Source organism: Salinibius halmophilus, from assembly GCF_003577475.1.
Lineage (GTDB): Bacteria > Pseudomonadota > Gammaproteobacteria > Pseudomonadales > Natronospirillaceae > Salinibius > Salinibius halmophilus.
The window spans coordinates 45759-68468 of the sequence record NZ_QPEP01000017.1; the positions used below are offsets into that span (position 1 = coordinate 45759).

Below are 22710 nucleotides of genomic sequence, written 5' to 3' on the forward strand. Positions count from 1 at the left end.
CAAATAATTAAGCCTTTTTTGGCAAACAAATTGGGAAAAGTGAAAGGAGAAGCGCTAATGGCTGAGCCAACTGTGCGTGACGATGAGATTGATTTGCGAGAACTGTTCTTGCGAATTTGGGCTACCCGAGTAAAAGTTGTATCGGCTGTGCTAATTGTAAGCGCACTTTATGCTTGTTTTGTTGCCTTTCAATACATAACACGTGATAAAACAACTACTTACAGTCAGGTGTTTACCCTAACATTCGACGGACTAGCTAATGGCGAGTACCCCGATGGCAGCCCGTTTTCAATTACCGACCTAGTAGCGAACTCTGTAGTTCAGCAGGTGTACCAAAACCAGCCAGGTTTGCAGAATGTAATGAGTCGCACTGCATTTTCGCGCGCAATCACGGTTGAGCGCTATTCGCCAGACTACTTCTTAATTGTAGAACGCTACGAGCGAATGAACCGCGAAGGCATGACGCCAGAGCAACTAGCTTCACTTCAGCAGGAAATGCAAGCAGCTCTGCGTGCTTCCGGTGCGCTCAAGCTTTCTCTTACTACGCCCGAGCCAATTAACAACGCTATTCCACGGCAAGCACTAAACGCTATTGCTAGTGAATGGGCCAAACAAGCCATTGAAGAAAAGGGTGTGCTAAGGCTTAACACGCCTATCTACTCTGAGCGAATATTCGACGCCCAGCGTTTTGAACAACTAGATTACTTAGTTGGCATTGAATTGCTGCTCGAAAACGTAGAAAAAGTAAAAGAAAATATAGCAGCGCTAAAAGAGTTGCCAGGTTCAACTGGTGTGATCGACGATGAAACCGGCTACACCCTCGAAGACCTGGAAAAAGCCCTAGAAGATGTAGCTAATTATGACCTTCGCCAGCTAATCGACCCAGTAAAGCGCTTGGGCATAGCTAAAGACCCAGAGCTAGTAAAGCTATTTTACCAAAGCCGACTGGTTGATTTAGAGCTTGAGAAACAGCAGTACACCCGCAGCGCGCAAATCGCTCGGCAGGTACTAGCTGAATACAGTGGCAATACAAACCTTGCCGTGAGTCAAAACAACTCGTTACCACAAAATGCATTGGTACCGCAACTAGGTGATGGATTTTTAGACCGCTTATTAGAAGTAAGCCGACAAGGCGACGATCTGGGTTATCAACAGAAGTTGACTGATCAGGTACTTGAGTTTGAAAACCAAGCATTAAAAGTGGACCAGCAAATTGCTGAAATCAACTTAACGCTCAATGCTCTAGAAGATCAATCCAACTCACAAACCCTACTATCTCAGTACGCTCAGAGCGTCAGCGAGCGTATGCCGAAGTTGTTGCAAACCCTGCGTGATTACACTGGGGTAGTGGCACGCCTACACGAACAAATTAGCGAAGATAGCATTGGAGCGATTGGAGGGTTAGTGCAAGCAGAGTCGTCATCATTTGTAGTTGGAAGAGTTCAGTTTCCACTGAGATCTTCAATCGTACTTTTAATAGCAGTGTGCCTAGTCGTTTCTATTTTGACTGTAATCGCTGCTCTAATTGGTAGCATGGTAAAAAGTAAGAAGTTGGAAAGTTTACAATGAAAAAAGCTCTGGTTACCGGCGTTACCGGTCAAGACGGTTCATATCTGGCGGAGTTTCTGCTGGGGAAGGGTTACGAAGTGCATGGCATCAAGCGTCGAGCGTCTTCCTTCAATACTGAGCGTGTTGATCACATCTATCAAGATCCACACGAGCCAAACCCTAAATTTCATCTTCATTACGGTGATTTGACCGATTCGTCAAACTTGATCCGTATCATAAAAGAGGTTGAGCCAGACGAAGTATACAACCTCGGTGCGCAGTCGCACGTAGCGGTATCGTTTGAATCACCTGAGTACACAGCAGATGTAGATGCCCTAGGTACTTTGCGCTTGCTAGAAGCGATTCGTTTCTTGGGCTTAGAGAAAAAGACTAAGTTCTACCAAGCCTCAACTTCTGAGCTTTTTGGTGAAGTACAAGAAGTACCGCAGAAAGAAACCACGCCATTTTGGCCGCGTTCTCCGTATGCCGTGGCAAAAATGTATGCTTACTGGATTACGGTTAACTACCGTGAGTCTTACGGCATGTATGCGTGCAACGGTATTTTGTTTAACCACGAGTCTCCACGCCGTGGCGAAACATTTGTAACACGTAAAATTACTCGCGCTTTGGCGAATATTGCGCAAGGCCTAGAGCAGTGCTTGCACCTAGGTAATATGGATGCGCTACGTGATTGGGGCCATGCCAAAGACTACGTTCGTATGCAGTGGATGATGCTTCAGCAAGACAACCCTGAAGACTTCGTGATTGCAACTGGCAAACAAATCTCTGTACGTGATTTTGTTCGTTTGAGCGCCAAAGAACTGGGTGTCGAGCTTGAGTTTAGCGGCGAAGGTGTTGATGAGATAGCTACAGTTGTAGCGGTAAATGGTGATGACGCACCAGATGTAAGCGTTGGTGATGTGATTGTGCGAGTGGATCCGCGTTACTTCCGCCCTGCTGAGGTAGAAACACTACTTGGCGACCCTGCTAAAGCAAAAGAGAAGCTAGGTTGGGTGCCAGAAATCACTGTTGAAGAAATGTGTGCCGAAATGGTTAGAGCAGATCTAGACAAAGCCAAACAGCATGCCTTGCTTAAGAAGCACGGTCATAATGTGTCGGTAGCTTTGGAGCGCTAAATGAAGGTTTTTGTAACAGGTCATCGCGGCATGGTAGGTTCGGCGATTGTTCGCCAGCTAGACAGCCAACCAGGTAATGTAGAAGTTGTCACGCGTTCGCGTGACGAGCTGAACTTGCTCGACCAACAAGCCGTGTTTGAGTTTTTTGAACAAGAGCAGGTTGATCAGGTTTACCTTGCTGCGGCAAAAGTGGGCGGCATTATTGCAAATAACACTTACCCTGCTGAGTTTATCTACGAAAACTTGACCATTCAAAACAACATTATTCACGGTGCTTTTAAAGCGGGCGTGAAACAGTTGTTGTTTTTGGGCTCTTCTTGCATTTACCCGAAGTTTGCCGAACAGCCAATGCGCGAAGATGCGCTGCTAACTGGTGTGCTTGAGCCAACCAATGAGCCATACGCGATCGCCAAGATTGCTGGCATCAAAATGTGCGAAAGCTACAATCGCCAATATGGTGTTGATTATCGCTCGGTGATGCCTACTAACCTGTATGGCGAGAACGACAACTTCCATCCAGAAAATTCGCATGTTATTCCAGCATTGTTGCGCCGCTTCCATGAAGCCAAGCTAAATGGCGACAATGAAGTAATGGCCTGGGGTACCGGTTCGCCAATGCGTGAGTTCTTGCATGTTGATGATATGGCAGCTGCTTCTGTATTCGTTATGAACTTGGACTCAGAAACCTACGAGGCCAACACGCAAGAAATGCTTAGCCATATTAACGTGGGTACAGGCATCGACTGCACCATTAAAGAGCTGACCGAAACCGTAGCCGAAGTGGTTGGTTTTGAAGGCCAAATTGTTTGGGATACCTCAAAACCAGATGGTACGCCACGCAAGCTTATGGATGTATCGCGCCTAAAAGCGTTGGGTTGGCAGGCGAGTATTCAACTGAAAGAAGGCTTGGCTGAAACCTATCAGTGGTTTTTGGCGAATCAAGACTCTTTTAGAAAATAGCAATCATAGAAAATATGCTGCCATTCGAAGACTTTAAAACGGTAGTTAAATCGACGCCACTGGTGTCGATCGACTTCATTGTGCGCAATGAGCAAAATGAAGTTCTTGTTGGTTTGCGCACCAACAAGCCGGCTCAAGGTTATTGGTTTGTGCCGGGTGGCCGTATTGTTAAAGGCGAACGTTTTGCCGAAGCGTTTCAGCGACTTAGCTCTAAAGAGTTAGGACAGAGCTTTTCGCCGAATGAGGCCTCGTTTATTGGTATGTTTGAGCACCTGTATGAAGACTCTCATGTTGGCGATGATATCTCGCAGCACTATTTAGTGTTTGGCTATGAAATAGTGGTTAACCAGGCCGAATTAATGATGCCTACAAAGGAGCATGTTGAGTACCGTTGGCTATCCATTAGCTTGCTGCTTGGAGATGATTCTGTTCATTCTAATGTAAAAGCGTATTTTACTGGTAGCCTAGCCACAATAATTCGTGTTTAGCTGCCCTGCTACAATTATTATTGGATGGTAGTATCCTTGCGTTAATTGATAAAATTGTAGACTTTGCATCATGTATCAATTCAAGCAAAGTAAATGATTGTTAGTTTATAAGAGGCTGCTTAACCTTAATCCCTCAACACGGTGCCTGTGTGTACCTTAAACTGACAGCTTTAAAGCGGTAATTTGAAGCATTAACTAGAAAATAAGAAACTGTGGTTCCAGCTTAGTTTGCTATATAGTTGCCATTAAAGTCGTTGGTGTGGCACTTATTGTCCTCGCGAGCGGGTGTGAAGAGTAGTTAGTTGGCTGTGTCTTTATTTCTCTTTCTGCGAGTGGTAGTAAACTTTGATGCGAGTAGAAGTAGCGTGTTTGTTGGAAGTATAACTAAAACTTTCTAGCTATGCATGTTAATAATGATTGGCATGGAAATTGCGTTTTTTATGGGTAATTGAATTTTAAAAATTATATTTATATGAGTTATGGAGTGTTCCGTGGATGGTAAGGTGAAATGGTTTTTTGTGGAAATTTTACGCCGGGTAAGAGCTATATTGTTCCACGGAAGCGGAGTTCGTAGCTGGTATGTAAGTCATGACGCTGATTTAGGTAAAGGTGTCCGAGTTCAAAGGGGGTCGGTTATAGATGGCGCTACAAAAATCGGTAAATACACTTATATCGGAGAAAGAAGTTATGTTACGAAGGCATGTATTGGTAATTACTGTGCAATTGCTAATAATGTATCAATAGGTCAGGGTGAGCATTTATTGACTAAGGTAAGTGTGAGCTCTGTATTTTATGACAACGCCTACTCTGTGCTCACCTCTGAAGAGGTGGTTATAGGAAATGATGTGTGGATCGGCACTGGAGTGGTAATATTGAGAGGTGTGAAAGTAGGTGATGGCGCCGTCGTCGGTGCTAATAGTACGGTCACCAGGGACGTTCCTGATTATGCTGTCGTAGTAGGAAGTCCGGCGCGTGTTGTAAAATACCGGTTTGATTCTGAGCATGCTGCAAAATTAAAAAAATCTAAGTGGTGGGAGCTTGACCTAACCGATGCTAGATCATTTGTAGAGAAATACGAGAAGGATAACCTGTGAGTTTTAAAGTTAATCTTTCACACCTCCTACTATTTCTTTTGCTTGTTGGTTCAGCGTTATATATCGATATAGGATTTCAGCTTAAGCCATACTTTGTGTTGGCTTTTCTAGCTATGATGACGTGCTTAGTTTCGATTTTAAATACACTGTATATAAAGCATGCTTTATTTTCCATTCTTTCATTTATATTGTTTGTTTACTTCCTATATAAAGCATATGAAAGCTCTAGTCTTTTTGACCATCTGTATGTCTTTAATATCCTTCTTGCTCCAGTGGTCGCACAAGTATCAGGTAGAGTAGAAGCACGTAGGTTGAAGTATTATTTGTATATTTATATAGCTCTGACATTGGTGGCTTTTACAGCAGAGCTTTTGTATCGTCTAACTCATCCTGTCGTGGGAGGTCAGCTGTTAAGTTGGGATGATTACAGAATGTCATTCTATGCATTAAAGATAAGCAGCCTAATGTACTCAAACTCCAATGGAATCGGTATGCATGCCCTGATAACTATATGTTTTATTTTTTCAATAAAATATAGTATCAGAAGTGGGGAGGCAATTCCATTCTCATCTAAAGACCATGCCTCGCTAAATTTCAGTATTTTGCTAACTACCTTTTTTTTGATTTTTAGCTTTTCAAGAGCTGCAATGCTAGTTTTAGTGTTCGTGATTGCCTTGTATGGGTTTATGGTAAGTAAGCGATTTAGGCTTCTTTCGTATGTTTTATTGCCTGTTGTCATGATCTTGCTATACCAATTTTATAAGTCTTATATTAAAATGGACGGTAGCTTTCTTACAAAATTTGAAATATCGATTAATTTGCTAAATTATTTTTCAGAAGCTAGTTTTCTTCAGTTGTTCCTAGGAAATAACCTTGATGACCCTAAGTTGATATTTGATGGGTTCTCTGGGTACTACGGGCATACTCATTATTTTGACTTGGCGTTTAAAGGAGGCTTGGTAGGAAGTTTTTTGTATTTGTTTCTTTTATTAATGCCGTTCTTTAAGTGTGGGAAAAGTTATACTTTCTTCTTTGTCGCGTTTTTTCTTTTGGGGCTATCAAATATTAGAATTTTTGGACATTATATATTTTTGATTTTGCCAATGTATTTGGTCTATCTGGGGAAAAAGAATGGTGATTGAAGTTTCAGTTGTCATGAGTGTGAGGAACTGCTCTGCTACGGTAAGCGCCGCGATCGAATCAGTGATTTCAGATATGCCGAGCAGAACTGAGATGATTATAGTTGACGATGGCTCTACTGATAATACGTTTGAGTTGATTAAGGCTTATTGCAACGTTGATAATGTTCGGGTAATTAGTTTTCGTGAATCCAAAGGTCTGCCAGCTGCTCTGAACGCTGCTATATCGGCTGCAAAGGGTGAATATATCGTTCGTATGGATGCAGACGATATAAATGTCAAAGGTAGAATCGCAGCTGTTGTAAATGAGCTTAAGAATGAACGATGCAGTTTAGTTGGCACTAGTGCTAGGAAATTTATTAATTCTGTAGATAGAAAAGTGACTGTCTACGGAAGAGAGCTTCGAGTTCCCAAAACAAATGAAGAAGTAAAAGCTCACATATTATTTGATTCTCCATTTATACATCCCACAGTTGGTTTCACAAAGGTTTCCTGGTATTCCGTCGGAGGATACGATGAAAATATTACTTATTCTCAGGACTATGATCTCTGGGTGAAATTTTTAAAGTCTGGTTTTCAACTAAAGAACTTGAAATTTATAGGTTTGAACTATTGCGTTTATTCCGATAATAACAAGAGTAAGGTTAGACGTCGATTTAAGTTTACGACCCCAATAAGGAAGAGTCTATTGAGTGGGTATGGGCTTAGTGATCTAGATCTTTCAATACATGCCTCTATTTGTGGTGACTATAATGAAATACAAGGTGTTAGTGATTGGAGTATTTTTTTAAGAGCTCGTAGCATGGCCCATGGCTATCGCAAGTACCTTCGAGATAATTCAGCGAGCTCAATATACTTTTTAAAAATATTGCTTAAGAAGTGTTTTTCTTCGGCATTTAAGGCTCGTCGGCCCCTATTTGTTTTTATACCACCTATAGTAGTTCTATTTTTTACAATTGATGAGGTTCTTCGGTGAATATTGGAGTTTACGCAAACTGGGGCGTTTATGAATGCAATGGTGAGTTGTTTATACCAGAAATTCATCGATACTATATAGATGAGCTTTTGAGCCGTTATGAATGCGTTCATTTGATGACAAAAACATTTACTAAGGCTGAGAAGGGCATGGTAAGCCTGTCTGGAAGGAATGTGAGGGTGGTGCGTCTTCCGTTCTTTAACAGTTATATGTCTTCAGTTCGTCATATTTTTTCCATTATTAAGTCATTTTCTCGCTTGACAAAAAACGTTGATATTGTGTATGTAAGGGTGTTTGAACCGTTTTGCTGGATTCTTCCGATTATAGGTGGAAAGCGTGTTGATTACAGGTTTCATATTGTTGCAAATCCGATATCAGCTATAAACTCTAAATCCTCGGATAGTGCAGTAGTAAAGTTTCTGAAAGTTCTCTTATTTTATCCAGAATACATAATGACACTGATGGCGTCCCGCAACCATAAGTTTACATGTAATGGGCCATCCCCACTAGAAGAGATTCCGAAGTACTTTCATCGGTCAATAAAACCGGTAGTAGAGAGTTCACTCGTCGATAACGATTTTACTGAAGATGCAGTCTCGAACTATAGTCCTCGTGACGGACGGTTAGTGAAGTATTTATATGTAGGGTATTTACGCCAGGCAAAAGGGATTCACGATCTGTTGGTAGCATTTGAAATGTTAGAAGATAGATTCAAGGGTCAGGTTGAACTTAGCATCGTAGGTAATGGTCACGAATTGGACCGCCTCAAACAAATTGTTGATAGTAGAAAACTTAATGTTCATTTTCATGGCGAAATAAAGCGTAGCCAACTCCGAGAGATATATCAAAATAATGACGTTTTTGTTAACCCTTCATTGAGTGAGACAGGACCTAGAGTAGTCTTAGAAGCTATGGCCCAGGGGTTGTATGTTATTAGTACCCGGGTGGGTTACTGCCAGTATTTATTAAATGACATACCCGGCGCTCTTGTCGGTACTGAAAATCCTAGTGAACTGTTTGAGGCGATGATGAAAGTAAAAGAGTCAAATTTTAATTTCGAAGAAAATCGCAGTGAAATCGTAAGTAAAGCTAGACAGTTTACACTAAAAACTTTTTTCGATGGTGTGCTCAATGAAAAAAATTAATCTTTTTTTCTGTTATCTGATAAGAATTTCGCTGATTTGGTTGCCAGATTTGCCTGCCCTAATGCGCTTTAGGGGGTTTCTTTATGGGTTTTTCATGGGCTCTAAAGGCAGAAATCTTCAGGTTGCTGCGAGTGCTAATATAAGAGGTGCATGTTTTCTTTCAGTTGGGAATAACGTGTATATCGGGCCGAATGCATTCATCCTCGCAAGGCATCGGGTTGTTCTTGAAGATGAAGTGATGCTCGCTATGAACACAGTCGTTGTGGATACCAATCATAAGTTGTCTGGGTGCACATATAGAAGTCTTCATAGTCAGTCTAAGCCAGTAGTCATTGGTTGCGGGTCATGGATTGCGGCAAATTCTGTAGTGCTACCTGGCGCTGTAATAGGGCGTGCTTGTCTAGTCGCCGCTGTAGAGAGTGTTAGAGGAGAGTTGCCAGATAAATCTATTTTTATTGGCGGAAAGGTAGTGGCCAATGACCGTAAATAATCGAGGTAATAGTTAGTGGTAAGTAAAGTGTTGAAGCTAGGGAATAGGCTTTTGGGTTCTGGAGCCTCTCAAGTTGTCCTTGCTCAAGCAGTGCTTGCTCTCGGAAGTATAATTTACAGTAAAGTACTAGCAGAGTTTTATCCGAAGGAGCTCGTAGGCTTGTATTTTGAAATCGTTGCTGTTTGTGGCTTTGGCTTGCTTCTAGTGCTAGCGCCTTTTAATCAATATTTCACAAGGAAGGTTACTGATGATAACCCAATAGATCTATATTCATTCTATGTTATCTGTTGCATCATGTCGTTTCTTACAGCACTTGTTGTCTCATTTTTTTTCAATGTCTCGTTCTACCTTATATTCTTAATTACAATCGTTTCCGCCCTAAAAGATTCGACCTTCTCTTGGTTTAATCAACTTCGAAGGCGAAAAATGGTCTTAGCCTTTAATTTTTTCTACTCTTTTTCTAGAGTTTTATTTTTATTGATTTTTACGTTTTTTACTATAACGAGTTTGAATTTTCTTATCGCTTCCCATATGGTTGGGTTTCTATCTGTTTTTTTATTAGGATTTTACGTTTACTATAGAGAGCGAAAGAAGCAATATAGTATTGCTAGATTAAATTCCGATGTTGTTAATGTTTTTTCTTTAGACAGTTCTAAATTTATATTTCCCTTAGTTCTTACTTCACTGGTTAGCTGGTCAAAGGAAATGGGTGTGAGATTCATTATTTCGATCAATATGCCTCCGGATGATCTTGCTGCGTATGGCCTGCTTTCTTCATTAGCTTCTATGGTTCCAATTTTTATCCAAGGAGTCTTGACTATATATTTTATTCCTAAGTTATACTCCAATGAGATGACATATATGAAAGTGATGGTTCGAGGGCTAGGCGTTTTGCTTGGGTTACTTATTTTTTCTTTTTTGCTTTTTTGGTATTTTAATAGTCAGCTTGTGGCGGTTTTTCTAAGCACTGATTACCTTGGATACTCGTATTTGCTTCCTTATATTTTGCTTTCTAGTACGCTTTTCTCTGCAGCTAACTTCGTAGGGGTCTATTTTTTCTACATTCGTGAGACGTACTACCTCGCGATTATTGGTTTGATTTCATCTTTAATTATTCTTTCACTTGTCTGGGCCGCTACCTTGTATAGTCAACTTTCAGTAGTCGTTTACTATTTGTGCCTTGCCATGTTCTGCTATCTTGTCATTTCCGTAGTACTTGTATTATTAAAATGGTCAAAGGGTCGTTGTAAAGATGTTTAAAAGATCGAAAAACAAAATTATTGTAGTGCTAAGAGGGGGGCTGGGGAACCAATTGTTCCAATTGGCTGCCGCTGCGAAGGTAGCTAGTGGTAATGGGTTTTATGTTTATGATTACCATGTAGACAGTAGTACAATTCGCAAGTATTTGAATGGCATGGAGTTCATAGACAGACAAAGTTTTTTGAGAGTTTCACGAACGACCGGGTTGCCATTTTTAGACAGATTGCTATTGGCGGGTTATAAGAGGGTTCCCAAAAGTTATAGATGGTATTGGTATTGGGATGAGGACAGTAGTGCTAATGAAATGACAGCCTGCAGGCCAAGGAATATAATTTTAGATGGGTATTGGCAGTCAATAGAGTTTACAGGTTTGAATGAAGTTTATTTGCGGGGCTTAATTAATCATGCGGCTCTTTCAGAAAGCTATTACAACGCAAAAGCGTATATTGAGAATAATGCTAATGTCTGTGTTCATGTGAGGAGGGGCGACTATCAAACTCCTCAGTTCGCTAAGAAATTTGACGTCTGTGGCGTTGACTACTACTTAAAGGCTTTTAAACTTCTTAAAGAGCGGCTTTCATCGGAAGGGCTGTCTGTCTGTTTCTTTTCGAATGATATAGGATGGGTTAGTAAATATCTTTCAGGCGTTCCAGATCAAGTCATAGATGTGGGTGGTTATAATCTTACTGATTTTGAAGAGATGCTTCTGATCGGTTCTTTAAAAAATGCGGTAATACCAAATAGTACTTTTAGCTGGTGGGGGGTAGTTATGACTGGTGAAAAAGAAATAGTGGTGTGCCCAAAATCTTGGTTTGCCCACGAAGATCGTGAAAGCCTTGTCTCAGATGATTGGTACAGATTATGATTTTAGTTTCAGTAGTGACACCCGTATTTAATTCGGAAAAGTATATACGAGAAACCTATGAGAGCTTACTTAATCAGACTCACGAATCTTGGGAATGGATTGTCGTAGATGACTGTTCAACAGATTGCTCTTACGATTTGCTGAATGAAATAAAATCCAATGACCATCGTGTTCGGCTCATGTCGACAGGTTCCAACTCTGGAGCTGCTGTGTCCAGGAATTTAGCACTTGATCGGGCTGCTGGTGATTATGTAGCATTTCTCGATAGTGACGACTTATGGAGGCCCTCGAAGCTTAAAGATCAGGTCGAGTTTATGGAGTCGCAGCACTTGGATTTCTCTTTTACTTCATACGAGGTGATTTTTGATGACGGAAGGTCGACCGGAAAGACTGTAGATCGGAGTGCTCCTTCAGTTGGATATAATGATATGTTAAAGAAGAGGGCGACGCTCGGTTGTTCTACTGTTATGTTGAGTAAAAAAGTATACAAAGAGTATAAAATGCCACTGCTTCGAACTGGACAAGACTACGCACTTTGGCTCTCTATATTGAAAAACGGCTACATTGCATCACCAATATTAAAGGCTCTAACACTATATAGGATATCTGAAAACTCAATTTCCAGAAATAAGTTTAAGAAGGCTTTAAGACAGTGGTCAATATACAGGGAAAATGAAGGAATCGGTTTGTTCTCTGCTTTGTTTTACTTTTCGCATTATGCTTTTAGAGCCGTATTTAGGTCGTAATTTATAATGTATTGGTGGCGAGTTGATCTGATACACCGAATGGGAAAAGATGAGGCCTACCCTCTTTGGTTAAGAGTCACGACTGTCCGGTTTAATTGAAGCCGGAAAAAGGAGCCCAGTTTTCGCGGGCCTTGCGGTAGAATTAAGTTTCTCAAGACATAATTCTTGCACAACAGTAAAACTGGGGATTTCACATCATAATACTGTTTTTTCTCAGTTTCTAAACCACATTCCAAAGTAAGCGTTCAAACCACGCCGTTATTTTCCAGTCTATTGGCACACTCTACACTGAGCGCCGTTAATCACCAATAACGGAGTGTTTTTGCTATGACCCGTCAATACCAACGCCTTTCTGCCCCTAAGTTCTGCGAGCAACAGAACATTAGCTATGCAAGCTTCATTAAGTGGCGCCAGAAGTTCTCTGCTTCATCTGCAGAGGTGAAGCCTTCAAATCAAACCGGCTCTTCGCATTTAAGGGTGTAGGTGAAAATCTGAACGGCTAGAAAAGGAGCCGAGGTTCTTAGAAAATGTAAGTTACCACACAAACAAAATTTAAGTCCCTCAGCATGGTCAATCATACCTTTTCTACCCCAGACCTTTCCAGCTTTTGCCAACTAAATAAACTCGGTCTTGAGGCGACTGGGCAGCATCTCGATAAAAAACGCACCATCATTGAATGGTAAGCGTTCAAACCACGCCGTTATTTTCCAGTCTATTGGCACACTCTACACTGAGCGCCGTTAATCACCAATAACGGAGTGTTTGTGCTATGACCCGTCAATACCAACGCCTTTCTGCCCAGCAATGGCAAGCCTTTGTTGAACAACAAGCGTCCTCTGACCTTTCTGCCCCTAAGTTCTGCGAGCAACAGAACATTAGCTATGCAAGCTTCATTAAGTGGCGCCAGAAGTTCTCTGCTTCATCTGCAGAGGTGAAGCCTTCAAATCAAACCGGTGACTTTATCGATTTAAGCGCGATGGCAGGTACGGGGGCTTGGAATATTACCCTCTGCCTGGGTAACGGCGTGGAACTTCGGCTGAGCCAGCAATAGTGTTTTCACCAAGTCCTGCAGCAAGCATATGGCTCTACACTCAACCTGCCGACATGCGAAAGTCTTATCGCGGTTTGTTAGGGCTGATTAAGCAGCAAATGAACGAAAGCCCGCAACAGGGGTATTTTGTCTTCATCAATCGCAATAAAACCCAAATGAAAATCCTCTATTTTGAGCCAACAGGATATTGCATTTGGTGTAAGCGGTTAGCCCAAGGGCAGTTCAATTATGCGCAATCTACTTCGGGTAAACAGCGTCTTTCAGCATTGGACTTACAGCATATTTTGGCAGGCGTGAAAATCGAAAAATATCGCCAATTTAAACGCTATAAAACACCAAATATCTCACCCAGTTAGATTGCTTTGTGGTATCATCTCAGCCCATGAATGACGCCACTTTCAAGCCAGTTTTCACCCCGCCTCAATCCGACTTATTCCACCAGAATGAGGCGGATTTACTGCGTGAACAAATGGCAGCGATGCAGGCTACGATTGCACAGCAAGCACAACAAATTCTGGCACTCAAACGCGAGCTATTTGGCGTTAAGAGTGAACGGCGTGAACTGCTCTCACCCGAACAACAAGCCATTGCCGACATGCCTGGCCCGGCTGTGCCATTAACCGATGACACGCCTGAGCCACCTAAGCCAGAGCAGCCCAATAACCGAGGCAAGGCACCTAAGCAGCGCAGCGGCAATGAAGTCAACCTGACCGGTCTTCGTTACGATAGCACTGTGCCAGTGCGTGAAGTAATCATTGAGGCTAATGAATTACAAGGCGATGAGGCAGATCAATACGAGCATGTAGGCTACAAAGAAGTCAGCCGTATTGCGCAAAAGCGCAGCGCCTATGAAATCGTCATCACCAAACGCCAAATCGTCAAACGCAAAGACAGTAATCAGCTAATCACCGCTGCTAACCCGGAGTTTGTTTTCGACAGTGCCTGTGCCGATGTGAGTTTTGTAGCCGGATTACTGGTTGATAAGTTTCAGTTCCACTTACCACTGTATCGCCAGCATCAAAAGCTCACTGCCAGTGGCATTCAGCTTAGCCGCGCAACACTCACCAATATCACCAAGCGCGGTATAGAACTTCTTAGGCCTGTTGCTGCTGCACAGCTTGCTAACATCCTCAACAGCCAAGTACTGGCCATGGATGAAACGCCCATTAAAGCAACGCGACAGCCTGGGGTAGGCAAACAACCCGGAAAAATGAAGCAAGCCTATTTTTGGCCTATCTACGGAGAGCAGGATGAAGTGGCCTTCACCTACTCCAATAGCCGCGGTATGGCCCATATTCAAGCGCTACTCGATGAAGTGTGGCAAGGCACCCTATTAACCGACGGGTACCAAGCTTATAGCAGTTATGAAGCCAAATCCGAGCAGGTAGAAAATGCACAGTGCTGGGTGCACATGCGCAGGCAGCTGTTAAAAGCCGAGGCAGAAGAATGCCAAGCGGTAGACAAGGCACTGAACCTGATTGCCGAGCTTTACCAACATGAAAAGCAGATTAAAGCGCGCCAACTCGTCTCTGAAAAAGCCCTGCAATACCGCGCAACGCACAGCAAGCCAATCGTCGATCAATTCTTTGCATTGCTTGACGCAGAAAAGCAGCGCCCGGATTTACTGCCAGATGATACGTGGAGCAAAGCCCTTAATTACGCGCTTAAGCGAGAGCGTCAGCTGCGCGTATTCTTAAGCAACCCAGCTGTAGCCATGGACACCAACCACCTAGAAAGACAGATTCGCCCGATTCCTATGGGTAAGAAGAACTGGCTCTGTGTGTCACGAAGGAGACGCTATGACGTAGAACCCTTAGCAGCATAGCGTACCCATGCTCTAGGTTGGATGGAGGTCGGCCCTCCGGTCAGGATTTTCAGGAGTACTGACCAAACTACCCGATGCTGCTAAGTGCTAAGGCACTCGGTGGTGAGCGACTCGGGAAAAGGCGGACAGCTACCGTCAAGTGAGTCTTGAGAAGTCGAACGCAAGTGAACTGTGCGATGAAGCATCGAAATCTTAGGTGATGTCGAAAAGAGGTTGTACAGCCACCCTCTGACGAGTGCAGTGGTAACCTGATTATTGACTGCATGGCATCCGGTGTTAAGGCAGCGAGAGCTCAAGACAGGCCAGCTTAGGGAACGTGAGAACCTACTGTCAGCACGTAACGGACAGTAGGGGCGGACAGTCTCGTAGTAGTGTAGAAGCGGCTGTAATGGCGGTGGAGCGAAGGGGGCTGGATCACCGAATTGATTAGGACACAACTCAACTGAGGATGATGTTTTAATGCAAGGTAAAGCATTTGAGATTCCCAAATCTCTGGTTTGGCAGTCATATTTAGCAGTGCGCCGAAACAAAGGCGCCCCTGGGTGTGATGGTCAAACAATGAAGCAGTTTGATGAGAAACGAAACCAGAACCTGTACAAGATATGGAATCGTTTATGTTCGGGCAGTTACTTTCCACCTCCGGTACGCGCTAAGCAAATCCCGAAGGCGGATGGATCAGAACGAACACTTGGCATCCCCACAATCAGCGACCGCATTGCGCAAGGTGCTGTGAAGCGCTTCTTGGAAGCGCGCTTAGAGCCGATCTTTCATGACAGCTCTTTCGGCTACCGACCAAGACGATCAGCCCACATGGCACTGGCGCAATGTGAACGCAATTGTCGTTACAAAAGCTGGGCACTCGAAGTGGACATTAAAGCCTTCTTTGATCATGTTGATCATGACTTGATTATTAAAGCTCTGAAGTTCCACAAGGTGCCTAGCTGGGTGATTCTCTACTGTCGTCGGTGGCTACAAGCGCCAATGGTAGAAATGAGCACACCAAGTGATCTTAAGCTTAGAACGGAAGGGACGCCACAAGGGGGTGTGATCTCACCTTTGTTGGCGAACCTGTTCCTTCACTACGCTTTTGATCGTTGGATGACAAGGCATTTTCCACATGTGCCATTCGAGCGCTATGCAGACGACATTGTTTGCCACTGCAGTCGAATGAGTGAAGCAACGCGTCTGAAAAGGGCGATCAGAGCTCGCATGATGGAGGTGGGACTGAAGATTAACGAGGCGAAGTCGCATGTGGTCTATATTGATACTTTCCCGCGCACGAATGTGAAGAAGGTTTTTACCTTCCTAGGCTACGACTTCAAGGTCAGAACGCTGAGGAACTATAAAGGCCAGCTTTTCAGGAAGTGTTCACCCGGCGCGTCGATGAAAGCAATGAAGAAGATCACGCAGACGATCAAGTCGTGGCGCGTGCACCGCTCCACCAGAGCAGATGTGAGAGAACTGGCTCAACGGTACAATGCCACCTTGCGTGGCTGGATTACCTACTATGGCAAGTTCTGGTATCGCCACTTCAGCTATCGACTATGGTCAGTCTTTCAGTCACGTTTGATTAAGTGGGCTGCTAACAAACTGAGAATTGGCACCAGAAAGGCCGAGCGTAAGCTTAATGAGCTGCGCAAATATATGCCAAGGCTATTTGCGCATTGGGAATTACTTCGTGCATCAAATGTGTGATCAAGAGCCGTATGACGGGAGACTGTCACGTACGGTTCTGTGAGCAGCTTGGGGGCGAAATTCCCCCTGGCTGACTCTACTCTGCTGGACAGAGCTAGGGGCTGAACATGTGGGGATTATTCAAAGCCTCATCTGCACCTGTAAGTTGCACGACATAGACCCAACGACATATCTAATCGATGTTTTACAGCGAGTGAGTCAGCATCCCGCCAAAGGCGTCATCGACCTCACACCAAGAGTGTGGAAAGAAAAGTTCGCCAGCAACCCACTCACATCACCACTGGCCTAGCAACAACGGCGTTGTTTGAGCGCTTACGTTGGAGTCGGGATGTTTTAAAACTATGCTACACCCTTAAATGCGAAGAGCCTGTAATGTTTCCAAGTTCTTCGGCTAGGTTGAGCAAAACCTTAATGATGGGATTGCTAGTATGCATCATGAGAGTTACCTCTTAGCTTTGGTTTTGGTTTAAGAACCTTTAACCAAAGCGGGTAACTCTCATCTTTTCCAGTTCAATGTGTCAGATCAAGTCGCGACTAATACATCAAAACAGCTTAAGCGCGGTTGTATCGGTCTTCAAACCTTACAATGTCATCTTCGCCTAAGTAAGAACCGGACTGCACTTCAATCATTTCTAATGGAATTTTGCCTGGGTTTTCCAACGCATGCACCACACCAATTGGAATGTAGGTTGACTCGTTTTCGGTAACCAAAAACGTGTTATCGCCATTGGTTACCTTGGCTGTGCCAGATACCACAATCCAGTGCTCGGCGCGGTGGTGATGCATTTGCACGCTTAGCTTTTCGCCAGGTTTCACCGTGATGCGTTTTACTTGGTGACGCTCGCCGTTGTCGATGCTGTCGTAACAACCCCAAGGGCGGAACACTTCGCGGTGGAACACATACTCTGGGCGATCTTGCGCTTTTAGTGCATTCACCACATCTTTTACTTGTTGCACCTTATCTTTGGCGGCAACCATTACGGCGTCTTTGGTTTCAACCACTACTACGTCGTCTAAACCGATAACGGTAACCAGTTTGCCTTCGGCATTTACATAGCTGTCATGCGAGCCCACCATCATCACATCGCCAGTGGTGGCATTGCCTTGCGCGTCTTTTTCAGACACTTCCCACAAGCTCGACCAACTACCCACATCGCTCCAGCCTGCATCGAGCGGCACCACCGCCACTGGTGACTCGGCTTTCGCTGCCAATGGCTCCATGACCGCGTAGTCGATTGAATCATCTGGGCAGCTACCAAAGGCGTCGGCATCGATTCGCACAAAGTCTAGGTCTGGCGTTTCAGTTGCAATAGAGGCTTCGCAAGCTTGCAAAATAGCCGGTGCATATTCTTTTAGCGCTGCCAAATACGCCGATGCCGTAAAGGCAAACATGCCACTGTTCCATAGGTAACTGCCGCTATCCACATAGCGCTTAGCGGTTTCGAGGTTGGGCTTTTCAACAAACTCAGCAACCTGAAGTGCACCCTCTACAATGCCGGCGCCTACCTCTGCGCCCGTCTGGATATATCCATATCCGGTGTGCGGCTCGGTGGGCACAATACCAAAGGTGAGCAACTTGCCATGCTCGGCCAACTTAGCCGCTTTAGCAATAGCAGCGTGAAACGCCGGTACATTCTGAATTAGGTGGTCGGCAGCCAACACTAACAAGGTTGGGTCTTCGCCGTCTTTCATTGCATGCAACGCTGCCAACGCAATAGCAGGCGCGGTGTTGCGGCCAAAGGGTTCAAGCAGAATACCATCGTGTGCCACACCAGCTTGACGAAGCTGCTCGGCAGCTAAAAAGCGATGGTCTTCATTACACACCAAAATTGGCTTAGCCAAGCCTTCAACACCCTCTAGGCGCGACAGCGTGGCCTGCAACATGGTTTCATCACCAGCCAGTTTCAAAAATTGTTTCGGCAATGCCTTGCGCGACATTGGCCATAAACGCGAGCCAGAGCCACCCGCCATAACAATAGGTTTCATCAAATGTCGTTTCCAATATTATAAGTTGTCGCCTTGTAAAGGTAGTCATCATCTGTGCAAAAGCGGCATGGGTGCGACAACCGTCCAAAAGCTGACTTCTACTAATTGTACTGTATGTGGGGCGGTCAGTAGAAGTGAAGATGCGAAAGAACAGTTTTTTGTCGGCCTATCAAGCGCAGTGAAACAATGAAGCTACAATTGAAAATTTAATGTTGTGCGATTAGACTTCAACTGCTTTGTCATTCAAGGACGGTGTATGTCTGTGTTTCAAGAGTACCTTGCTAGTAATTATTACTTTCTGGTTGCATTCGCAATTACGGTAACCTCCCTTTCAATTATTTGCTTCACGCCGATGACTAGACTAATCGGACTGGTGGATAAGCCCAATAGACGTAAGGTGCATTCCGGTTCAATACCCTTAATTGGTGGTCTTGCTATTTTTGCATCAGTTATTTTAGCGTCGCTAATATTTATTGACGCATCCGTAGAGTTGATGTACTTCCTAAGTGCAGCTGGGTTAGTAACTCTTGCGGGAGCATTGGATGATAGATTCGATATCAACTTTCGAGTTCGCTTAATTATTCAAGCTCTAGCCGGCTTAATTCTTATTTATGGTGCGCAAGACCGCCTTACAAGTCTTGGTAATGTTGCAGGGCCATTTGAGGTAAGCCTTTGGGCCTTTGCTGTGCCGTTTACGGTGTTTGCCATTGTTGGTGTAATCAACGCATATAACATGGTTGATGGCATAGATGGCTTGGCTGGTGCACTCGCTTTGGTTGCTATTATCGGGATTTATTTGATGACTAAAGGCCGCATTAGTAGTGAGTCTGTAGCGATTCTAGCGTTGATTTCGGGTTCTTTAGTTTCTTACCTTGCGTTTAATCTTCATTTATTCCCTCGGTTTACCAGCAAAATCTTTATGGGTGATGCTGGTAGTATGTTTCTTGGTTTTGTTATTACTGCATTCTTAATTCGATACAGTCAGGGTGATAAAGAAGTATTCGCTCCTGTGTCTGCGCTGTGGATCGTTGCAGTTCCGGTGTTTGATTTAGTTAGCACAACGCTGCGCCGTATTCGCCATGGGAAAAGCCCTTTTCACCCAGACCGTACACACATGCATCATATATTCACTCGAGCCGGGTTCTCGGCGCGCGCTACGCTTGTTATTTTAACAACGTATGCTGCTTTATTGCTGGCATTTGGGTTAGCTATCCAAGGTTTGCATGAAACTCTTCAACTAATTCTCTTTATACTTGCTTTTGCGTTTCATGTTCTGTTGGTCTCAAGAGCCTGGCGGTTTGCAAAACGCTTACGCCGTTTAAAGTCGTCAAGTATTAAAAAAATGTTTTTAAGAGAGCGGGTGGTTCGCTGAGTGCTGTTGGGGTGGACGAGGGAAATATGTTTCCCAAACCTTCGGCTTGTAGAACTTTAATCCTCTCCCCATTACGCCAAATTAGTCATCCCCGAGTGCTTTTACCAAGGATCTAGACGCCGAAAACTCAAGACGCAGCAGGTCAATTTCTCAGGCTAGATTCCCGCCTTCGCGGGAATGACCGTTAACCTACGCGGGAATGACTGTTAAATCTGCGGATTACGCTTCACGTAATCAACATACCAAGTAACGGTTTTCGCCACACCCTCAGCCAACGGCGTATCCGGTTTGTAACCTGTTACCTCCTCTAAACGCGTGGTATCGGCATAGGTCACTGGTACATCACCAGGCTGAATCTCCATAAAGTTCTTCACCGCCTCTTTACCGGCTGCTTTTTCGATCTCGCGGATGAACTCCATCAAATCAACCGGCTGAGAATTACCTATGTTAAACACCTGGTAAGGCGCTGAACTTTGTGCTGGCGAAGAGCGCTTTACTGAAGCGTCTGCCACTGGTGGGCAAGCAGCAGTTTTCAACACACCATCAACAATGTCGTCGATATAAGTGAAGTCGCGGCGCATATTGCCGTGGTTAAACACCTTAATCGGCTGATCATTCAAAATGGCTTTGGTAAACAAGAAAGGCGCCATATCTGGCCGACCCCATGGGCCATACACGGTAAAGAAGCGCAAACCCGTGGTAGGAATGTTGTACAAGTGGCTATACGAATGCGCCATTACCTCGTTCGACTTCTTCGTTGCCGCATACAACGAGACAGGGTGGTCGACCCCATGATCTTCCGAGAAAGGCTGAACTTCATTTTCGCCATACACCGAGCTAGACGACGCATAAACCAAGTGTTTAACTTGCTGCTGGCGTGCCAACTCAAGAACATTGCCAAAACCGACTAGGTTTGAATCCACATACGCATTTGGGTTTTCGAGCGAATAACGCACACCGGCCTGCGCAGCCATATGCAAGATCACATCAAACTGATGATTTTCTGCCAACTTGGCCATACCCAAACGGTCTTCAACACCTAGTTCAACAAACTCAAAATTGTCAAACCCAGCCAAACGCTCTAAGCGGTCGTGCTTATACTGAACATTGTAATAGTCGTTAAGGTTATCCACCCCCACAACCGAGTGGCCTTCCTTAACTAAACGAAGCGCAACTTCGCATCCAATAAAGCCGGCAGCACCGGTTACGAGGTATTTCATTTTGGTGTCCATGTAATCTTGTTAGCTCTAATACTATTAATCGTTTCCGAAGAGGTCGCGGGTATAAACCTTATTCGCCACATCTGCTAAGTCATCCGTCATGCGGTTGGCAATAATCACATCACACTCTGCCTTAAACTTGGCAAAGTCTTTTTCAACACGCGAGTTAAAGAATGTATCTTCTTCAAGCACAGGCTCATACACCACTACAGGTATACCCTTGGCTTTAATACGCTTCATCACGCCTTGAATCGCCGAAGCGCGGAAGTTATCCGAGCCGGCCTTCATAACTAAGCGATAAATACCAACCACTTTAGGATTGCGGGCCACTACGCTGTCTGAAATAAACTGCTTGCGTGTGGTATTGGCATCTACAATCGCTTGAATCATATTACTTGGTACATCGGCATAGTTAGCGAGCAACTGGCGAGTATCTTTTGGCAAGCAATAACCACCATAACCGAAACTAGGGTTATTGTAGTGCTTGCCAATGCGAGGATCTAAGCCAACACCATCGATGATCTGACGCGCATCTAAGCCATGCGTTGCTGCATAGGTATCTAGCTCATTGAAATACGCCACGCGCATTGCAAGGTAGGTGTTTGAGAACAGTTTAATGGCCTCTGCTTCCGTACTGTCGGTAAACAGAATTTCAGTTTCCTTTTTTACCGCCCCTTCTAAAAGTAGGTTGGCAAATACTTCCGCTCGTTCGCTGCGCTCACCCACGATAATACGCGAAGGGTGCAGGTTATCGTAAAGCGCTTTGCCCTCACGAAGAAATTCTGGCGAGAACATTAGGTTTGGCGTGTTAAAACGCTCTACCGCTGATTTGGTATAACCCACTGGCACCGTCGATTTAATCACCATCACAGCATTTGGGTTGACCGCCATCACGTCCTGAATCACAGCTTCTACAGAATTAGTGTTGAAGTAGTTGGTTTCTGGGTCGTAGTCGGTAGGGGTAGCAATCACCACAAAATCGGCGCCTTCGTAGGCATCGTTTTTGTTCAGCGTTGCTCGGAAATTGATCTTGCCCTCGGCCAAAAATGCTTCAATTTCCTTATCTTCTATTGGGCTCTTGCCTTGATTTAGCAAGTTTACCTTTTCCTCAATAATGTCTAGCGCCACAACCTCATGGTGCTGTCCCAACAACATTGCATTCGACAGGCCAACATAGCCTGTTCCCGCCACAGCAATTTTCATCATTTCTCACTTCATTTTGGTTTGCGAAGGCATCTTTGCAAAATAATGCTGGAAAAACAATTAGGGCGCTCCAATGAGTACCACTTGATGGTATTGTAAATGGTGAATTCTGTTATGCGGATTCTTTATTGCCAATGGCAAGCGGGTCCCACAGGCTTGGTAACATTGGATTTTCTTCGCTCATTGCTAGAATATGCCATGGCAGCGGGGCAAACGAACGAAGCGCATTTAGATAGTGTGATTGAGCATGTGAGCCAATCCTCAAAGCACCTTGGAGATAAAAAGATGGCAACCATTGCAGAGTTATTGCGTCAGCGCGGTTTGAAAGAAGGTATTGAGCAGGGTAGGCAAGAAGGCCGTGAAGAAGGCAAGCTCGAGACAGCAAAAGCGCTGATGGAAGAGGGTTTTGATACTGCCCGAATCTCGAAAATTACCGGGCTTACTGTTGAGCAAGTGGAATCGTTGAAACATTGATCATTGGCGATACACGTTGCCCGGCGCAAACACACGC

Annotated in this window: 22 protein-coding genes and 1 pseudogene; 20 read left to right on the forward strand and 3 right to left on the reverse strand. The window is 44.3% G+C overall.

The genetic code is table 11. From position 1 onward, the window contains the following. The first annotated feature begins 57 nt into the window (after positions 1-57). The 18 genes and pseudogenes from DUW71_RS16830 to DUW71_RS16910 form a co-directional block, all read left to right on the forward strand. On the forward strand, positions 58-1569 hold the full coding sequence (locus DUW71_RS16830; protein WP_119396445.1) for a hypothetical protein: 1512 nt from the start codon (positions 58-60) through the stop codon (positions 1567-1569). After that, a complete protein-coding gene (gene gmd / locus DUW71_RS16835) occupies positions 1566-2684 on the forward strand; it encodes a GDP-mannose 4,6-dehydratase (protein WP_119396446.1) in 1119 nt (372 codons plus the stop codon). The genes DUW71_RS16830 and gmd overlap by 4 nt, the downstream gene beginning before the upstream one ends. Further along, positions 2685-3644 (forward strand): GDP-L-fucose synthase, encoded by a 960-nt coding sequence (gene fcl / locus DUW71_RS16840; RefSeq protein WP_119396447.1) that lies wholly within the window; start codon positions 2685-2687, stop codon positions 3642-3644. A gap of 14 nt (positions 3645-3658) precedes the next feature. Beyond that, the gene (locus tag DUW71_RS16845; RefSeq protein WP_119396448.1) at positions 3659-4132 is read left to right on the forward strand and encodes a GDP-mannose mannosyl hydrolase; all 474 of its coding nucleotides are present in this window, start codon (positions 3659-3661) and stop codon (positions 4130-4132) included. Between the two features lie 491 nt (positions 4133-4623). Then, positions 4624-5226: a CatB-related O-acetyltransferase gene (locus DUW71_RS18025; RefSeq protein ID WP_325048591.1), complete on the forward strand. Its 603-nt coding sequence runs from the start codon at positions 4624-4626 to the stop codon at positions 5224-5226. Continuing rightward, positions 5223-6368, forward strand: coding sequence for a hypothetical protein (locus DUW71_RS16855; protein ID WP_119396450.1), 1146 nt, complete (start codon positions 5223-5225; stop codon positions 6366-6368). Before DUW71_RS18025 ends, DUW71_RS16855 begins: the two co-directional genes overlap by 4 nt. Further along, on the forward strand, positions 6358-7341 hold the full coding sequence (locus DUW71_RS16860; RefSeq protein ID WP_119396451.1) for a glycosyltransferase family 2 protein: 984 nt from the start codon (positions 6358-6360) through the stop codon (positions 7339-7341). The genes DUW71_RS16855 and DUW71_RS16860 overlap by 11 nt, the downstream gene beginning before the upstream one ends. Further along, positions 7338-8486: a glycosyltransferase family 4 protein gene (locus DUW71_RS16865; protein WP_119396452.1), complete on the forward strand. Its 1149-nt coding sequence runs from the start codon at positions 7338-7340 to the stop codon at positions 8484-8486. The genes DUW71_RS16860 and DUW71_RS16865 overlap by 4 nt, the downstream gene beginning before the upstream one ends. Next, positions 8473-8976, forward strand: coding sequence for an acyltransferase (locus DUW71_RS16870; protein ID WP_158584228.1), 504 nt, complete (start codon positions 8473-8475; stop codon positions 8974-8976). The genes DUW71_RS16865 and DUW71_RS16870 overlap by 14 nt, the downstream gene beginning before the upstream one ends. A 15-nt stretch (positions 8977-8991) precedes the next feature. Continuing rightward, on the forward strand, positions 8992-10236 hold the full coding sequence (locus DUW71_RS16875) for a lipopolysaccharide biosynthesis protein (protein WP_119396454.1): 1245 nt from the start codon (positions 8992-8994) through the stop codon (positions 10234-10236). Continuing rightward, positions 10229-11101 (forward strand): alpha-1,2-fucosyltransferase, encoded by an 873-nt coding sequence (locus tag DUW71_RS16880; RefSeq protein WP_119396455.1) that lies wholly within the window; start codon positions 10229-10231, stop codon positions 11099-11101. The genes DUW71_RS16875 and DUW71_RS16880 overlap by 8 nt, the downstream gene beginning before the upstream one ends. Next, positions 11098-11847, forward strand: coding sequence for a glycosyltransferase family 2 protein (locus tag DUW71_RS16885; RefSeq protein WP_119396456.1), 750 nt, complete (start codon positions 11098-11100; stop codon positions 11845-11847). Before DUW71_RS16880 ends, DUW71_RS16885 begins: the two co-directional genes overlap by 4 nt. Positions 11848-12174: 327 nt before the next feature. Continuing rightward, a complete protein-coding gene (gene tnpA / locus DUW71_RS18115; RefSeq protein WP_407690500.1) occupies positions 12175-12330 on the forward strand; it encodes an IS66 family insertion sequence element accessory protein TnpA in 156 nt (51 codons plus the stop codon). 286 nt (positions 12331-12616) lie between these two features. Next, positions 12617-12898, forward strand: coding sequence for an IS66 family insertion sequence element accessory protein TnpA (gene tnpA, locus DUW71_RS16890; protein ID WP_119396457.1), 282 nt, complete (start codon positions 12617-12619; stop codon positions 12896-12898). Then, positions 12898-13254 carry an IS66 family insertion sequence element accessory protein TnpB gene (gene tnpB / locus DUW71_RS16895; RefSeq protein ID WP_119396458.1) on the forward strand — a complete coding sequence of 119 codons (357 nt, stop codon included), beginning with the start codon at positions 12898-12900 and terminating at the stop codon, positions 13252-13254. The genes tnpA (DUW71_RS16890) and tnpB overlap by 1 nt, the downstream gene beginning before the upstream one ends. A 26-nt stretch (positions 13255-13280) precedes the next feature. Further along, entirely contained in the window at positions 13281-14723 is a 1443-nt protein-coding gene (gene tnpC, locus DUW71_RS16900; protein WP_119396459.1) for an IS66 family transposase, read from the forward strand. A gap of 459 nt (positions 14724-15182) precedes the next feature. Beyond that, on the forward strand, positions 15183-16418 hold the full coding sequence (ltrA, locus tag DUW71_RS16905; protein WP_119396460.1) for a group II intron reverse transcriptase/maturase: 1236 nt from the start codon (positions 15183-15185) through the stop codon (positions 16416-16418). 76 nt (positions 16419-16494) lie between these two features. Then, positions 16495-16707: pseudogene (locus DUW71_RS16910) on the forward strand (transposase domain-containing protein); the annotation flags it as partial. Between the two features lie 263 nt (positions 16708-16970). On the opposite strand, the gene DUW71_RS16915 reads toward DUW71_RS16910, so the two are convergent. Then, the gene (locus DUW71_RS16915; RefSeq protein WP_119396461.1) at positions 16971-18404 is read right to left on the reverse strand and encodes a mannose-1-phosphate guanylyltransferase/mannose-6-phosphate isomerase; all 1434 of its coding nucleotides are present in this window, start codon (positions 18402-18404) and stop codon (positions 16971-16973) included. Positions 18405-18660: 256 nt separating this feature from the next. Here DUW71_RS16915 and DUW71_RS16920 point away from each other — a divergent pair, with 256 nt between their 5' ends. After that, complete coding sequence (locus tag DUW71_RS16920; RefSeq protein WP_119396462.1) at positions 18661-19776, forward strand: undecaprenyl-phosphate alpha-N-acetylglucosaminyl 1-phosphate transferase; 1116 nt, start codon at positions 18661-18663, stop codon at positions 19774-19776. Positions 19777-19982: 206 nt separating this feature from the next. On the opposite strand, the gene DUW71_RS16925 is transcribed toward DUW71_RS16920, so the two are convergent. Then, the gene (locus DUW71_RS16925; protein ID WP_119396463.1) at positions 19983-20996 is read right to left on the reverse strand and encodes an NAD-dependent epimerase; all 1014 of its coding nucleotides are present in this window, start codon (positions 20994-20996) and stop codon (positions 19983-19985) included. A gap of 36 nt (positions 20997-21032) precedes the next feature. Next, entirely contained in the window at positions 21033-22199 is a 1167-nt protein-coding gene (locus DUW71_RS16930) for a nucleotide sugar dehydrogenase (protein WP_119396464.1), read from the reverse strand. A 99-nt stretch (positions 22200-22298) separates the two neighbouring features. Between DUW71_RS16930 and DUW71_RS16935 the strand changes: the two genes are divergently transcribed. Next, entirely contained in the window at positions 22299-22673 is a 375-nt protein-coding gene (locus DUW71_RS16935; RefSeq protein WP_119396465.1) for an RpnC/YadD family protein, read from the forward strand. The last annotated feature ends 37 nt before the right edge of the window (positions 22674-22710 follow it).

Coding starts and splice junctions, on each gene's coding strand:
- DUW71_RS16830 (WP_119396445.1), top strand. CDS start 58: ATGGCTGAGCCAACTGTGCGTGACGATGAGATTGATTTGCGAGAACTG.
- gmd (WP_119396446.1), top strand. CDS start 1,566: ATGAAAAAAGCTCTGGTTACCGGCGTTACCGGTCAAGACGGTTCATAT.
- fcl (WP_119396447.1), top strand. CDS start 2,685: ATGAAGGTTTTTGTAACAGGTCATCGCGGCATGGTAGGTTCGGCGATT.
- DUW71_RS16845 (WP_119396448.1), top strand. CDS start 3,659: ATGCTGCCATTCGAAGACTTTAAAACGGTAGTTAAATCGACGCCACTG.
- DUW71_RS16860 (WP_119396451.1), top strand. CDS start 6,358: ATGGTGATTGAAGTTTCAGTTGTCATGAGTGTGAGGAACTGCTCTGCT.
- DUW71_RS16870 (WP_158584228.1), top strand. CDS start 8,473: ATGAAAAAAATTAATCTTTTTTTCTGTTATCTGATAAGAATTTCGCTG.
- DUW71_RS16880 (WP_119396455.1), top strand. CDS start 10,229: ATGTTTAAAAGATCGAAAAACAAAATTATTGTAGTGCTAAGAGGGGGG.
- DUW71_RS16885 (WP_119396456.1), top strand. CDS start 11,098: ATGATTTTAGTTTCAGTAGTGACACCCGTATTTAATTCGGAAAAGTAT.
- tnpA (WP_407690500.1), top strand. CDS start 12,175: ATGACCCGTCAATACCAACGCCTTTCTGCCCCTAAGTTCTGCGAGCAA.
- tnpA (WP_119396457.1), top strand. CDS start 12,617: ATGACCCGTCAATACCAACGCCTTTCTGCCCAGCAATGGCAAGCCTTT.
- tnpC (WP_119396459.1), top strand. CDS start 13,281: ATGAATGACGCCACTTTCAAGCCAGTTTTCACCCCGCCTCAATCCGAC.
- ltrA (WP_119396460.1), top strand. CDS start 15,183: ATGCAAGGTAAAGCATTTGAGATTCCCAAATCTCTGGTTTGGCAGTCA.
- DUW71_RS16915 (WP_119396461.1), bottom strand. CDS start 18,404: ATGAAACCTATTGTTATGGCGGGTGGCTCTGGCTCGCGTTTATGGCCA.
- DUW71_RS16920 (WP_119396462.1), top strand. CDS start 18,661: ATGTCTGTGTTTCAAGAGTACCTTGCTAGTAATTATTACTTTCTGGTT.
- DUW71_RS16925 (WP_119396463.1), bottom strand. CDS start 20,996: ATGAAATACCTCGTAACCGGTGCTGCCGGCTTTATTGGATGCGAAGTT.
- DUW71_RS16930 (WP_119396464.1), bottom strand. CDS start 22,199: ATGAAAATTGCTGTGGCGGGAACAGGCTATGTTGGCCTGTCGAATGCA.
- DUW71_RS16935 (WP_119396465.1), top strand. CDS start 22,299: ATGGTGAATTCTGTTATGCGGATTCTTTATTGCCAATGGCAAGCGGGT.